This window comes from Pseudomonas sp. PDM31, assembly GCF_019218965.1.
Taxonomy (GTDB): domain Bacteria; phylum Pseudomonadota; class Gammaproteobacteria; order Pseudomonadales; family Pseudomonadaceae; genus Aquipseudomonas.
This window is the reverse complement of the sequence record NZ_JAHUWS010000014.1, coordinates 153,134-166,035: the sequence shown is the minus strand read 5'-3', so window position 1 is coordinate 166,035 and position 12,902 is coordinate 153,134. Positions and strand designations below refer to the sequence as shown.

Below are 12,902 nucleotides of genomic sequence, written 5' to 3'. Positions count from 1 at the left end.
CGACCTGATCGACCACCGACAATTTAAAAGCCAGCGTGTAATCGCGCTGACTGCGCCTTTTCCCCGAATCCATTGCTCCCTCCTGAAAATAGGTCAGAAGGTGTAAACCTTATTCAGGACGGGACAGTCGTGACAATTGAACAAACTCAAGGCGAATCGGGCGATTTTGTTGAAGATAAGGGTCGCTTGCAGCCCACCGGGACAGAATGCAATCGGCCATAGGTGGTCGTTCGGCAGTCCCTCAAGTTCGTTCAGCCAGGCACGGGCGATTTCTTCGCGCGCAGGAAACCACACATCTCCATATTGCTTGGCAAACGCGATAAATTGCTTGATCGCCCTTACCCGCCCGGGACGGCCCGCCATACGTGGGTGCAGTCCGATCAACATCATACGTGGCCCTTCAGCCAACTCCACATAAAGGACCTCAAAGCTCTCCTTCATTTATTCGAAAAAAGCCCGATGCCTGCTAAAGCTCTGGAGAATTCCAGTAGCGGAAATCGCTCACGTCGGCGGTGTAAGGCACCATGAGATGACGTTTAATGCAGATCATCCTTAGTCCCTCACAGAACACGCCCTTATCGTCGTGTCGAAACGTTGGGGTTTAGAGCGGGCTAGAGCGGCAACACGGCGAGGTTTATGCCCTAAAAACACCCTAAATAATACGACGGAAACGAAAAAGCCCCTGTAATCGCTAACGATTACAGGGGCTTAGTCTTATTCAATAATGGCGGAGAGATAGGGATTCGAACCCTAGGTACCGGTGAAGGTACAACGGATTTCGAATCCGTCCCATTCGGCCACTCTGGCATCTCTCCAACGGCGCGCATCATAACAACACTTTCGCCTAAAGCGAACCCCCCAGGCGAAATATTTTCTGTGCTTTCAGATGCTTGCGTCGATTAAAGCGGTACGCCCAGACGATTGGCGACTTCTTCGTAGGCTTCGATGACGTCACCGAGGCCCTGGCGGAAGCGGTCTTTGTCCATCTTCTTCTTGGTGTCCTTGTCCCAGAGGCGGCAGCCGTCCGGGCTGAACTCGTCGCCCAGGACGATGGAGCCGTCACTGAATACGCCGAACTCAAGCTTGAAGTCCACCAGCAAGAGGCCGGCGTCGTCGAACAGCTTGCTGAGGATTTCGTTGACCTTGAGCGACAGTTCTTTCATGCGAACCAGTTGCTCGGCGGTGCCCCAACCGAACGCCACGACGTGGGATTCGTTGATGAACGGGTCGCCCTTGGCGTCGTCCTTGAGGAACAGTTCGAAGGTGTAAGGGTTGAGCTTCATGCCCTCCTCGACACCCAGGCGCTTGACCAGGCTGCCGGCGGCGTAGTTACGCACGACGCACTCGACCGGGATCATGTCCAACTTCTTCACCAGGCACTCGTTGTCGCCCAGCAGCTTGTCGAACTGGGTCGGTACGCCGGCCGCTTCGAGTTTTTGCATGATGAAGGCATTGAACTTGTTGTTCACCATGCCTTTGCGGTCGAGCTGCTCGATACGCTTGCCGTCGAACGCCGAGGTGTCGTTGCGAAACAGCAGGATCAAGCGGTCAGCGTCGTCGGTCTTGTAAACCGATTTGGCTTTGCCGCGGTAGAGTTCTTCACGTTTTTCCATGATGGGCTCCGCTTGCTAAGTAGGTGGGCTAGGCGATGTGGCGCCAGTCGAGCCCTGAATCTTGATCGGCCAGTTGCAGCCAGTCCGGGTCGCACCCGAGGGTGTCGACGAAACATTGCCGGGCCAGCTGCGGCAGGTTGTTCTTGCTGCTCAGATGGGCCAGGACCAGGTGTTGCAGGCCTTGCCAGCCCAACTCGGACACCAGGAATGCCGCCTGATGGTTGTTCAAATGCCCCAGTTCACCGCCCACCCGTTGCTTGAGAAAGTACGGGTAATGACCGCGAGCCAGCATGTCCCGGCAATGGTTGGACTCGATCATCAATGCATCGAGGTCACGATAGCCGTCCAGCACCTTGTCGCAATACGAGCCCAGGTCGGTCAGCAGGCCGAAGCGCCGCTCACCATCACTGAATACGTACTGCGTCGGCTCCTGCGCATCGTGGGCCACGGCAATGACACCGATGCTCAAGTCGCCGATTTGCAGTTGCTCGCCGCCGGCCAGCAGGCCTGCGGGTTCTATCGGTTTGCGCATCCCGCGCAGGGTCCCGCGACTGAGGTAGACAGGCAGATTGTAGCGCCGAGACAGCAAACCCACGCCATGCACGTGGTCGGCATGTTCGTGGGTCACGAGTATCGCGCTCAGCTGCGCAGGGTTCACCCCCAGGCGCAGCAGGCGTTTTTCGGTTTCCCGCAGGGAGAAACCACAATCCACCAGCACATACGTGTCAGCGCTGGCTATCAGCGTGCCGTTCCCTTGGCTACCGCTGCCGAGAACGGCAAAACGCATGTGATCAGCCCAGGTTGTCCTGAATAACGCTCAACACTTTACGCGCCACGTCTGCCGGCGCCACGGTGTTGATGTTTTTCTCGACGGTGACCTGGACGTTATCGCCAACCTTGCTCAGGCGAACCTGATAACGCTCGGCACGGGCTTCAACTTCTTCCTTGCTCGGCGCGGTGCCGAACAGGCTGCTGAAGAAGCCAGGCTTGTCGTCCTTGCTCTCGGCTTTTTCGGCCAGATTGAGGTAGTACAGGCCCAGGCTGCGGTTGATGTCTTCAACACGCCATTCGCCCTGTTCCAGCGCGCGACCGACACTCGACCAGGCACGATCCAGATCGGTGCCGACGTTCAGCACAGGGTTGCCGCTACCGTCTTCGCTCAGGCTGATACGGCTAGGCGCGTCGAAATCACGCGAAGCCAGCATCGAGACCGAACCGCCCTTCTCCGAGATGCGGCTCATGCTCGCGAGCATGTCGTCGACCAGTGCCGCGTCCAGGCCGGTGTTGACCGAACGATTGGTGAAGTCCACGTCGGCGCTGCTGCCGGCAGGACGCTCGGCGCTGACCACGTACACTTCACTGGTGTTGCGTTGCACGCCCGGCTCGATGCGAACCCGTACACGGGTTTGGCTGTCGGCGCTGACGCCGGCCGCGCTCAGGCGCTTGGCCATGGCTGCGGACAGTTCGTCGGAGTGCTGCCAGGTGGTGGTGAACTCACCGGTTTGCGGACGCTGTTCATCCAGGCGGAAACCGTTGTCCTGGAAGAACTGCACGGCCACGGGCCAGACTTCGGCCGGCGGGCTCTGCGCCAGGATCGAGCGCGAGTCGCCGCTCTTCTGCAGGGTGTAGGGGCTGGCATCGGCAGCAGCGGTCAATGGCTGCGGCCGCGGAACGATGTATTCGCCCGTGGCGGTGTCATCGGCCACGTTGCGCGGGATCGGCAACAGCGGATCCAGGCGCTTGGCCGTGGTGATATCCGGCGGCAATTGCATCGGTGCAGTCTGTTGCGCTACCAGGTAGTCGCTACCACGGTCACGGAAATAACCTTCCGGGCCCCAGACCCATCCGCAGCCACTGGTGCTGGAGATAATCAAGGCAAGTGCGGAAAGTCCGGCCATTCGCTTCATGCGTTGTATTTCCTCAATTAAACCAGGACGCCGCACTGGCGCAGGGCCGTGCGTAGCGTTTCATGACAAGGTGTGCTCAGCCAGGTCAGCGGCAGGCGAATGCCTTCATGCATCAGGCCCATTTCGACCAAAGCCCACTTCACCGGAATCGGGTTGGCTTCGATGAACAGGTCCTTGTGCAGCGGCATCAATTTTTCGTTGATTGCCCGTGCAGTCTCGGCGTCGCCCTTGAGCGCGGCCTCGCACAGGTCGGCCATTTCGCGCGGGGCGACGTTGGCGGTGACGGAGATATTGCCCTTGCCGCCCAGCAGAATCAGCTCGACAGCGGTCGGATCATCGCCGGACAGCACGATGAAGTCCTTGCTCACGCCATCGAGGATGGCCTTGGCGCGCTTGAGGTCGCCGGTCGCTTCCTTGATACCGATGATGTTCGGCACGGTGGACAGGCGAATCACGGTCTCGGCCTGCATGTCGCAGGAGGTGCGGCCAGGAACGTTGTAGAGGATCTGTGGAATGTCGACCGCTTCAGCGATGTGCTTGAAGTGCTGGTACAAGCCTTCCTGAGTCGGCTTGTTGTAATACGGCACTACCAGCAGGCAGGCGTCGGCGCCGGCTTCCTTGGCGTTGCGGGTCAATTCGACGGCTTCGCGAGTCGAGTTGGCACCGGTACCGGCGATCACCGGAACACGGCCATTGACCTGCTTGACCACGGCCTTGATGACCGCGATGTGCTCATCTACATCGAGGGTTGCCGACTCGCCGGTAGTACCGACCGCGACAATGGCATGGGTGCCGTTTTCAAGGTGGAAGTCCACGAGTTTGCTGAGGCTGTCCCAGTCAAGACGCCCTTGTGCATCCATGGGTGTGACCAGTGCCACCATACTGCCCGCAATCATGAAACCGCTCCTGCCGGAAAAAGAGAGCCGTAATGGTACTGGCGCCAAGATGCTTGCACAAGCAAAGTACTGCGCTGCCGCCATTCCCCTTGGCGCCGGTTTTCGCTACCCTTCAGACTTTGATCGATACTGACAAGCTTGTACGTCGGGTTTGCGCCTCCCTTTTCGACATCACAAGCCCCGAGCCAGCGTTGCCAGCCCTCGCTCCTGCCACACTGGAGCACGTTGCAACCTGAATGCGCCGGGTTTTCTGAATTCGCATCCGCAGGCTTGCATCCGACAAGACAGCCCTTGGCTATATCGACCGCTCATCGCTTTAGGAATGCTGCATGTCCACCCCCACAGTTCGCGAACAATTCCTTGTAATCAGTGCCCTCGGCGCCAACCCCATGGAGCTGACCAACGTCCTGTGCCGCGCCAGCCATGAAAATCGCTGCGCCGTGGTTACCTCTCGTCTGACCCGTCACGGCGAATGCAGTGCGCTGGTGCTGGAAGTCACCGGCAGCTGGGATGCCCTGGCACGCCTCGAAGGCAGCCTGCCGGTACTGGCCAAACGGCATGCGTTCACCGTCAACGTGGTACGCAGCGCCGCCCTGGAAAACCGCCCCCAGGCCCTGCCATACGTCGCGTACGTCAGCTCGGCCTACCGCTCGGACATCGTCAATGAGCTGTGTCAGTTCTTCATGGACCACAACGTCGAGCTGGAGAACCTGACCTGCGACACCTATCAGGCTCCGCAGACCGGCGGCACCATGCTCAACGCCACGTTCACCGTGACCTTGCCGGCCGGCGTGCAGATCAGCTGGTTGCGTGATCAGTTCCTGGACTTCGCCGATGCGTTGAACCTGGACGCCCTGATCGAACCGTGGCGCCCACAGAACCCAATGTAAGGAAGCTTTCATGGCCGTTGCCATCGACCAACCGGTTGCCGATTTCGAAGCCCCCGCCACCAGCGGGCAGACCGTCAGCCTCTCGGGCCTGAAGGGCAAGCAAGTAGTGATCTACTTCTACCCCAAGGACAGCACCCCGGGTTGCACTACCCAGGGACAGGGCTTTCGCGATCAGCTGGAAGCGTTCAAAGCGGCCAACACCGAAGTGTTTGGCGTGTCGCGCGATAGCCTCAAATCCCATGAAAACTTCAAGGCCAAGCAAGCCTTCACCTTCGAGCTGATCAGCGACAAGGAAGAAGCGCTCTGCCAGCTGTTCGATGTGATCAAGCTGAAAAAGCTGTATGGCAAGGAATACATGGGCGTGGATCGCAGCACGTTCCTGATCGACAAGGATGGTGTGCTGCGCCAGGAGTGGCGTGGCGTGAAGGTGCCGGGGCATGTTGATGCCGTTCTGGCGGCTGCCCAGGCATTGAACAAGGCCTGAGCCATATCTGGCGTCCATTCGAACGCCTTCGCGAGCAAGCCCGCTCCCACATTAAACCGTGTCCGCCCAGGCAACAGGGTTGAATGTGGGAGCGGGCTTGCTCGCGAAGGGGTCGCCCGCCCCGCTGAAAAACCTGAAATACCCGTTACAGCAGCGGCGCAACCACCGGCTCTTTACGTGGCCAAGCATCCAGCACGGCCTTGAACAGCGTCGCCAGGGGAATCGCGAAGAACACCCCCCAGAAGCCCCACAGCCCGCCAAACAACAGCACCGCACAGATGATCGCCACCGGGTGCAGGTTAACCGCCTCCGAAAACAGCAACGGCACCAGCACATTGCCGTCCAGGGTCTGAATGATCCCGTAAACCGCCATCAGATAGATGAACTGATCGCTCCAGCCCCACTGGAACAGCGCAATCAGCAACACCGGCACCGTCACCACCACCGCGCCGACGTAGGGCACCACCACCGAAATGCCCACCAGCATCGCCAGCAGCGCTGCATAGTTGAGCCCCAGGACGACGAAGGCGACGTAGGTCACTCCCCCGCAAATGAAAATCTCGATGACCTTGCCGCGAATGTAGTTGGCGATCTGCCGGTTCATGTCACGGGCGACACGGGTCAGCAGTGCCCGCTCCCGGGGCAGGTAGCCGCGCACCCACTGGCCGATCATTTCCCGGTCCTTGAGAAAGAAAAACACCAGGATCGGCACCAGGACCAGGTAGATCATGATGTTCACCAGCAGCGGCAGGCTCGACAGCGAAAACGTCAGCGCCCACTGGCCGAACTTGCCGATTTCACCGCGCATCACTTCGATGGCCCGCAACACCTGCTCGTCGGACACCAGATGCGGATAGCGCTCGGGCAGCAACAACAACACCGACTGCCACTTGACCAGCATGCCGGGCAATTCATTGAACAAAGTGATCAGTTGGTGCCAGAGCAACGGCACCACCACCACGATGAACACCAGCAAAATCCCCATGAACAAGGCAAAGACCAGCCCTACCGCTACCCCACCGGGCACTCGCAGGCGCTCAAGGGCTACCACCAGTCCCTGCATCAGGTACGCCAGCACCATCCCGGCCAACACCGGCGCCAGCATGCCACCCAGGGTAAGCACGGCGGTGAAGGCCAGAAACAGCAAAACCGCGAGCACCACCGCTTCTTCATCGGAGAAATACCGCTGAACCCAGTCCCGCAACACTTTGAACATCAATAATCCTTAGGAAAACGCGCAGCGATTTCAGGCCTTTTTCAACCAGTAGCGGTATACACCCGCTTCATCTTCTTCGCGAAGCAAGGTATGACCGGCCAATCGGGCAAAGGTGCGGAAGTCGCGCTGGGATCCCGCATCGGTGGCGATGACCTTGAGGACCGCGCCGCTGGCCAGCCGATTGAGTTCCATCTTGGCCTTGAGCAACGGCAAGGGGCAATTCAGGCCGCTGGCGTCCAGCTCAACGTCATGGTCTACAGCGTCGGTCATTATTTCACTCCGGATCAGGTGCTTGAGTCACCTAGAATATCTGGTCGCAGGGCTGGTGTCCGGCTACAGTAAGGTCTTTGTCGACTAAGGCTTTGTGCATGACTTTTCTGCGCCCCACCCTGCTGACGCTCGCTTGCCTGCTCGCCTCTCCAGGCTTCGCCGACGACCTGCCGTCACTCGGCGACGCCAGTTCTGCCATCGTCTCGCCGCAACAGGAATATCAGTTGGGTCGTGCCTGGCTGGCGCTGTTGCGCAGCCAGGTCTCGCAGCTCAACGATCCTGAACTCAAGGACTACGTGGAATCGAGCGTTTACCGGCTGGTGGAGACCAGTCAGGTCAACGACCGACGCCTTGAATTCATTCTGATCAACAGCCCTCAACTCAACGCCTTTGCAGCGCCGGGCGGGATCATCGGGGTCAACGGCGGTCTGTTCCTCAACGCCCAGACCGAAGGCGAGTACGCCTCGGTACTGGCGCACGAATTGGCTCACTTGTCGCAACGCCACTTCGCCCGCGGCGTGGAAGCCCAGCAGCGCATGCAGGTGCCGATGATGGCCGCCTTGCTGGCCGGCATCGTTCTGGCCGCTGCCGGCGGCGGCGATGCAGGGATCGCGGCCATTGCCGGGTCCCAGGCAGCAGCGATTCAGGAACAACGGCGATTCTCGCGCCAGAACGAACAGGAAGCCGACCGCATCGGCATCCTCAATCTGGAAAAAGCCGGATACGACCCACGCTCGATGCCGACCATGTTCGAGCGTCTGGGGCGCCAATACCGCTTCGACGCCAAGCCACCGGAATTCCTGATGACTCACCCGGTCACCGAATCGCGGATCGCCGACACCCGAAACCGCGCCGAACTGGCTCCACACGGCGGCATTGAAGACAGCCTGCGCTATCAACTGATTCGTGCACGGGTGCAACTGATCTACGAAGAAACCCCAGGGCTTGGTGCCAAGCGTTTTCGCGCCGAGCTCGACAGCAATCCCAATAGCGATGTGGCACGCTATGGCCTGGCGATCGCACAGATCAAGGGCGGTCGGCTGAACGAGGCAAGAGAAAATCTCAAGCTGCTGTTGGCCAAGGCGCCGAACGAGATCATTTACAATCTGGCGCAGGTCGATCTGGACATCACCAACAGTCGCCTGGCAGATGCCCAGACCCGAGTGGATCGGTTGCTGACTCAATACCCCGGCAATTATCCGCTGAACCAGATGCGCGTCGACCTGCTGCTCAAGCAGAACCGCACCGCCGATGCGGAAAAAGCCCTCGAAGGCCTGCTCAAGTCGCGTCCGGACGATCCGGACGTGTGGTACCAGGTGGCCGAGACTCGCGGCTTGTCAGGCAACATCATCGGCCTGCATCAGGCGCGCGCCGAGTATTTCGCGCTGGTCGGGGACTACAAACAGGCCATTCAGCAACTGGACTTCGCCAAGCGCAAGGCCGGGAGCAACTTCCCGCTGGCATCGCGAATCGACGCGCGACAACGGGAGCTCATGGAACAGGAACGCATGATCAAGGACATGATGGGCTGACTCCTCCAGCAGGAAAACAGACAAAAAAAACCGCCTCTTTCGAGGCGGTTTGTGTTTCAGCCAACCAGCGGACTATTCAGCCAGTTTGAAGGTAATGAAACTGGCGCGACCTTGACGCAAGACCCGCATCGACACCGAGCGGTTCTTCGGCAACGCCTTGGCGATGTCCGCGAACTCCTTGGCAGAGCCGATGGCCTGATTGTTCAGGTGAGTGATGACGTCGCCCGGCTGCAGGCCGATCATGGCGGCAGGACCGTCCTGGACTTCCTTGATCAGCACACCCCCCTTGAGGTCGTAGGTCTTCTTCTGTTCGTCAGTCAGTTCGACCACGGACACACCCAGTCGGTTGCTGCTGCGCTCGATGCTGGTACCTGGCAGCGCACCGACATCCTTATCGTCGTCCGGAATCGAGCCTACAATCAGTTCGACGTTCTTGCGCTTGCCGTCGCGAATCACTTCCAGATCGGCTTTGGCACCCGCCTTCAACGCACCGACGAGGTGTGGCAGGTCGGCCGACATGACGATAGGTTGACCGTTCATGCTCAGGATCACGTCGCCCACTTGCAACCCACCCTTCGCAGCCGGGCCATCGTCCTGGATTTGCGCAACCAGCGCACCGGCCGGTTTCTCCAGGCCGAACGACTCGGCCAGATCCTTGCTCACTTCCTGGATGACCACACCCAACCAGCCGCGACTGACCTTGCCACCGCTTTTGAGCTGATTGGAAACGTCCATGGCCACGTCGATTGGAATCGCGAACGACACGCCCATGAAACCACCGGAGCGGGTATAGATCTGCGAGTTGATGCCGACCACTTCACCGTTCAGGTTGAACAGCGGGCCACCGGAGTTACCCGGGTTGATCGGCACGTCGGTCTGAATGAACGGCACATAGTTTTCGTTCGGCAGACTGCGGCCCACGGCACTGACAATGCCCTGGGTCACCGTGTGATCGAAGCCGAACGGCGAGCCGATGGCCACGACCCATTGGCCGGCCTTCAGGTCCTGGGATTTGCCAAGCTTGAGGACCGGCAGGTCCTTGCCTTCGATTTTCAGCAGGGCCACGTCCGAGCGCGGGTCGGTGCCGACCAGCTTGGCCTTCATTTCACTGCGGTCGGCCAGACGCACGAGAATCTCGTCGGCATCGGCGATCACGTGGTTGTTGGTCAGGATGTAGCCGTCAGGCGAGATGATGAAACCCGAACCCAGGGAGGTCGCTTCGCGCTGACGATCACGGGGCGAACGAGACTGTGGCGGCATGCCGCGCTCGAAGAACTCGCGCAACATTGGCGGCAAGCCTTCGAGGTCAGGCATCTGCTGATTGACCTTGCGGTCGGGCAGCTTTTGCGTGGTGCTGATGTTCACTACCGCAGGCGACGCCTGTTCGACCAGTTGCGTGAAATCAGGCAACTCCACCGCTTGAGCGGTGACCGCCTGACCGAGCACCAGCACGGCAGCAAAAATGGAAAGGTAAGACTTCAAGCGTGGTATCGACATACGGCTCCCGTTACAACGAGCATGGTTAAGCGATATGGAGCAAGGAACACCGGGAACAATACGCCGGTATTTTTGTTCCGGGAACAACAAACAAGGCCAGAGCCGAGGGGCTCTGACCTATAAAAAATTCAAGGGATATTTGCAAACTGAAATGTTCACGAAACATTTCGGTTTCAGCTCACTGCTTGGTTGCAGCTGCGTCGGTACGCATTGAAAGCGCGATCCGCTCTGCGGTACCTACCGGAATCTCGCCGACTACGGTCACCATCATATCGCCCTGAGCCGTGGTCAGGCGCCGGGAAACGGCAACGGTCGGGCCCAACTGCGTGCGGGTATCGGTGACTTTGGCGCCGTTCAAAGGCTCGAGGAATACCGAAAAACGAGTCAGACCATCGTCATACATCAGACTGTTGACCAGGGTTTTGGTCTCCGAATCCTTGCGCGCACTGCTGCTGGTCAGCTCGAAACCTGGTGGCAACCAGTCAGAGTGCCAGACCTGGGCAGCCTTGATGGCCGAAGCCTTGTCGCCTTCAAGATTGACGGCCTTGCAATCGGCGCCTGCCTGCAGATCCTTGTCGGCAGGGATGTCTGAAGTATCCAGGCGTGTGAACTGGAAGCGCTCCAGCAACTGTCCCTTGTCGCTAAGCAACAATGACTTGAGCGGCAGCCCGGTTTCTTTATCCAGGTGCAACTCAAAACCATAGCGGTGTTGATCGCGAGGGGTGAGCGAGACGATCACCGCCGAACGTCCGGCCACGCGCGAGCTGCCAATGACAGCAAGGTCATACCAATTCTTGAGCTTTTGTGGATCGAGTGCACGAGCCGCGTTATTGGGGCTATCCCCAAGTCCTGCTACGAGTGTGCCGCTGACGCATTGAGTACGCCCATCAATGCGCACGACTTCCTGAGCCGAGCCGTCAAGCTGGAGCAAACGCTCACGGACCTTGCCATCCTGGACGCGGTGCCAGATGTTGTGCGTAGAAAAACTACCGTTACGCTCGTAGACAAAAGTACCTTGAAAGCTCTGCTGCTGCTCGGCCTGGCCCAGACGTTTCAACCAGTCCTGGGCTTCATCGGCATGGGCTGGAACAACAAACCAGCCACTGAGCACAAGCGTAAGTAAAGGTATGGCGCGCATGATCCTCCTTACTGGTTTTCCAGACTTGCGGCACGAGCGTATGGCAGCGCGCTCTCAGTCCCTTTCAATGCAGCCTGCTGTGCGTGCTGGCGCAGGTACCCGGGCAGACGCTGATCGTGCCAGCCTGGCTGACCTTGCAAAACACCATTGGCCATGGGACCGGTGGTCTCTGAACCCTCATTGTAGCCTGCCAGTACAGCCGGGCCTTTTGCTTGAGGGGCAACCAGACCAGGCTGGTTCGATTGCTGGGCCAGTTCGACGCCGGCGATCTCATCCTGGTTGTACAGGCGAACACCTGCCAATACGGCCAGGGTGACCGAAGCGGCGACCGCCAGGCGACCCAGGCTGCGCCATGGACCACGTGAGGCTTTTGCCGGCACGGCTTCGTCAGCAAGCGCTGCGGATACAGCCGCGGCAATATCCAGACGCGGGAGCAGCAGATCCTTGTGCATCACTGCCCGAGCGATCTGATAACGAGCCCATGTATCACGGGTTTCAACATCGTCGCAGGCACTTAATACCCGACGCAATTCCAGTTCGTCCGCTTCGTTATCCATCACTGCGGACAGCGATTCCTGCAGGGCTTCACGACTCATGGCGTTCCTCTCTTGGCTGTCGCCGCTGTCTTTAGTTTTCCTGCAACAACGGTTGCAGGGCTTTATCGATGGCCTCCCGGGCGCGGAAAATCCGGGAGCGCACGGTACCCACCGGACATTGCATGACGCTCGCAATATCCTCGTAACTCAGACCGTCGAACTCACGTAAAGTTAACGCCGTACGCAAATCTTCCGGCAGTTGCTGAATGGTTCGATGGACGGTGCCTTCGATCTCATCCCGCAGCAAAGCCCGTTCTGGTGATTCGAGATCCTTCAGGCCGTGATCGCCATCGTAGAACTCTGCATCCTCGGAACTAACATCGCTATCCGGCGGCCGGCGGCCGCGTGAAACCAGATAATTCTTCGCCGTGTTGATGGCGATGCGGTAAAGCCACGTATAAAACGCGCTGTCTCCGCGAAAATTTCCAAGTGCACGGTACGCCTTGATAAAAGCTTCCTGTGCGACGTCCTGGGCTTCATGGGTGTCGTGCACAAAACGCACGATCAACCCGAGAATTTTGTGCTGATATTTCAGCACTAGCAGATCGAAAGCACGCTTGTCGCCGCGCTGAACGCGTTCGACCAGTTGCTGATCCTCTTCCTGGGTTAGCATGAACACTCCTCAATAAGCATGGAGGAGGCTTGCAGAACAAAACGACCAGACTTGCAAACATAGACTCGGACTTTTCGCAAAAGTTCTCCCCCTCCAGGCAAGTTTCCTGCGGGCTCTGATTGGCACGCACGAAAAGCGCAGCGCGAGTTGACCCGGCTGCGCGAATAATCTTGTCGTCGGATCCGCTGGCAGGGATCGAACCGCAATCCCCCATCGAAACCGACACTGTCCCTTGATTCAGGCAACGGTC

General features: G+C 59.0%; 14 protein-coding genes and 1 tRNA gene. 3 read left to right on the top strand and 12 right to left on the bottom strand.

The window, feature by feature from the left end; genetic code table 11:
* Positions 1–93: 93 nt before the first annotated feature.
* From KW839_RS27785 to dapA, 6 genes are all read right to left on the bottom strand, one after another.
* On the bottom strand, positions 94–441 hold the full coding sequence (locus KW839_RS27785) for a hypothetical protein (RefSeq protein WP_256352813.1): 348 nt from the start codon (positions 439–441) through the stop codon (positions 94–96).
* Positions 442–725: 284 nt separating this feature from the next.
* A tRNA-Ser gene (locus tag KW839_RS24245) sits at positions 726–815 on the bottom strand.
* An 84-nt stretch (positions 816–899) separates the two neighbouring features.
* Positions 900–1,613, bottom strand: a complete 714-nt coding sequence (gene purC / locus KW839_RS24240) for a phosphoribosylaminoimidazolesuccinocarboxamide synthase (RefSeq protein WP_060541247.1) — start codon at positions 1,611–1,613, stop codon at positions 900–902.
* A 28-nt stretch (positions 1,614–1,641) separates the two neighbouring features.
* Positions 1,642–2,400, bottom strand: a complete 759-nt coding sequence (locus KW839_RS24235; protein ID WP_060541246.1) for an MBL fold metallo-hydrolase — start codon at positions 2,398–2,400, stop codon at positions 1,642–1,644.
* Between the two features lie 4 nt (positions 2,401–2,404).
* Positions 2,405–3,520, bottom strand: coding sequence for an outer membrane protein assembly factor BamC (gene bamC, locus KW839_RS24230; RefSeq protein ID WP_218425705.1), 1,116 nt, complete (start codon positions 3,518–3,520; stop codon positions 2,405–2,407).
* A 17-nt stretch (positions 3,521–3,537) separates the two neighbouring features.
* Positions 3,538–4,416, bottom strand: coding sequence for a 4-hydroxy-tetrahydrodipicolinate synthase (gene dapA / locus KW839_RS24225; protein ID WP_060541244.1), 879 nt, complete (start codon positions 4,414–4,416; stop codon positions 3,538–3,540).
* A 329-nt stretch (positions 4,417–4,745) separates the two neighbouring features.
* Between dapA and KW839_RS24220 the strand changes: the two genes are divergently transcribed.
* The gene (locus KW839_RS24220) at positions 4,746–5,306 is read left to right on the top strand and encodes a glycine cleavage system protein R (RefSeq protein WP_060541243.1); all 561 of its coding nucleotides are present in this window, start codon (positions 4,746–4,748) and stop codon (positions 5,304–5,306) included.
* Positions 5,307–5,316: 10 nt separating this feature from the next.
* Positions 5,317–5,790, top strand: a complete 474-nt coding sequence (locus KW839_RS24215; protein ID WP_060541242.1) for a peroxiredoxin — start codon at positions 5,317–5,319, stop codon at positions 5,788–5,790.
* A gap of 145 nt (positions 5,791–5,935) precedes the next feature.
* Here the strand turns inward: KW839_RS24215 and KW839_RS24210 are convergent, their stop codons facing one another.
* Both KW839_RS24210 and KW839_RS24205 read right to left on the bottom strand, forming a co-directional pair.
* A complete protein-coding gene (locus KW839_RS24210; protein WP_060541241.1) occupies positions 5,936–7,006 on the bottom strand; it encodes an AI-2E family transporter in 1,071 nt (356 codons plus the stop codon).
* 30 nt (positions 7,007–7,036) lie between these two features.
* Entirely contained in the window at positions 7,037–7,276 is a 240-nt protein-coding gene (locus tag KW839_RS24205; protein ID WP_060541240.1) for a sulfurtransferase TusA family protein, read from the bottom strand.
* 98 nt (positions 7,277–7,374) lie between these two features.
* Here KW839_RS24205 and KW839_RS24200 point away from each other — a divergent pair, with 98 nt between their 5' ends.
* Complete coding sequence (locus tag KW839_RS24200; RefSeq protein ID WP_060541239.1) at positions 7,375–8,808, top strand: M48 family metalloprotease; 1,434 nt, start codon at positions 7,375–7,377, stop codon at positions 8,806–8,808.
* Between the two features lie 72 nt (positions 8,809–8,880).
* On the opposite strand, the gene KW839_RS24195 is transcribed toward KW839_RS24200, so the two are convergent.
* The 4 genes from KW839_RS24195 to rpoE form a co-directional block, all read right to left on the bottom strand.
* Positions 8,881–10,305 carry a DegQ family serine endoprotease gene (locus tag KW839_RS24195; RefSeq protein ID WP_218425704.1) on the bottom strand — a complete coding sequence of 475 codons (1,425 nt, stop codon included), beginning with the start codon at positions 10,303–10,305 and terminating at the stop codon, positions 8,881–8,883.
* 178 nt (positions 10,306–10,483) lie between these two features.
* On the bottom strand, positions 10,484–11,443 hold the full coding sequence (locus tag KW839_RS24190; RefSeq protein WP_218425703.1) for a MucB/RseB C-terminal domain-containing protein: 960 nt from the start codon (positions 11,441–11,443) through the stop codon (positions 10,484–10,486).
* Between the two features lie 8 nt (positions 11,444–11,451).
* Positions 11,452–12,039, bottom strand: coding sequence for a sigma-E factor negative regulatory protein (locus KW839_RS24185; protein WP_060541236.1), 588 nt, complete (start codon positions 12,037–12,039; stop codon positions 11,452–11,454).
* Positions 12,040–12,070: 31 nt separating this feature from the next.
* Positions 12,071–12,652: an RNA polymerase sigma factor RpoE gene (gene rpoE / locus KW839_RS24180; RefSeq protein ID WP_003172477.1), complete on the bottom strand. Its 582-nt coding sequence runs from the start codon at positions 12,650–12,652 to the stop codon at positions 12,071–12,073.
* Between the last annotated feature and the right edge of the window lie 250 nt (positions 12,653–12,902).

Bases quoted from the DNA above. Each gene is read 5' to 3' on its own strand.
- rpoE (WP_003172477.1), bottom strand. From the start codon at position 12,652: ATGCTAACCCAGGAAGAGGATCAGCAACTGGTCGAACGCGTTCAGCGC.
- KW839_RS24220 (WP_060541243.1), top strand. From the start codon at position 4,746: ATGTCCACCCCCACAGTTCGCGAACAATTCCTTGTAATCAGTGCCCTC.
- KW839_RS24215 (WP_060541242.1), top strand. From the start codon at position 5,317: ATGGCCGTTGCCATCGACCAACCGGTTGCCGATTTCGAAGCCCCCGCC.
- KW839_RS24185 (WP_060541236.1), bottom strand. From the start codon at position 12,039: ATGAGTCGTGAAGCCCTGCAGGAATCGCTGTCCGCAGTGATGGATAAC.
- KW839_RS24195 (WP_218425704.1), bottom strand. From the start codon at position 10,305: ATGTCGATACCACGCTTGAAGTCTTACCTTTCCATTTTTGCTGCCGTG.
- purC (WP_060541247.1), bottom strand. From the start codon at position 1,613: ATGGAAAAACGTGAAGAACTCTACCGCGGCAAAGCCAAATCGGTTTAC.
- dapA (WP_060541244.1), bottom strand. From the start codon at position 4,416: ATGATTGCGGGCAGTATGGTGGCACTGGTCACACCCATGGATGCACAA.
- KW839_RS24200 (WP_060541239.1), top strand. From the start codon at position 7,375: ATGACTTTTCTGCGCCCCACCCTGCTGACGCTCGCTTGCCTGCTCGCC.
- KW839_RS24235 (WP_060541246.1), bottom strand. From the start codon at position 2,400: ATGCGTTTTGCCGTTCTCGGCAGCGGTAGCCAAGGGAACGGCACGCTG.
- KW839_RS24210 (WP_060541241.1), bottom strand. From the start codon at position 7,006: ATGTTCAAAGTGTTGCGGGACTGGGTTCAGCGGTATTTCTCCGATGAA.
- KW839_RS24205 (WP_060541240.1), bottom strand. From the start codon at position 7,276: ATGACCGACGCTGTAGACCATGACGTTGAGCTGGACGCCAGCGGCCTG.
- bamC (WP_218425705.1), bottom strand. From the start codon at position 3,520: ATGAAGCGAATGGCCGGACTTTCCGCACTTGCCTTGATTATCTCCAGC.
- KW839_RS24190 (WP_218425703.1), bottom strand. From the start codon at position 11,443: ATGCGCGCCATACCTTTACTTACGCTTGTGCTCAGTGGCTGGTTTGTT.
- KW839_RS27785 (WP_256352813.1), bottom strand. From the start codon at position 441: ATGAAGGAGAGCTTTGAGGTCCTTTATGTGGAGTTGGCTGAAGGGCCA.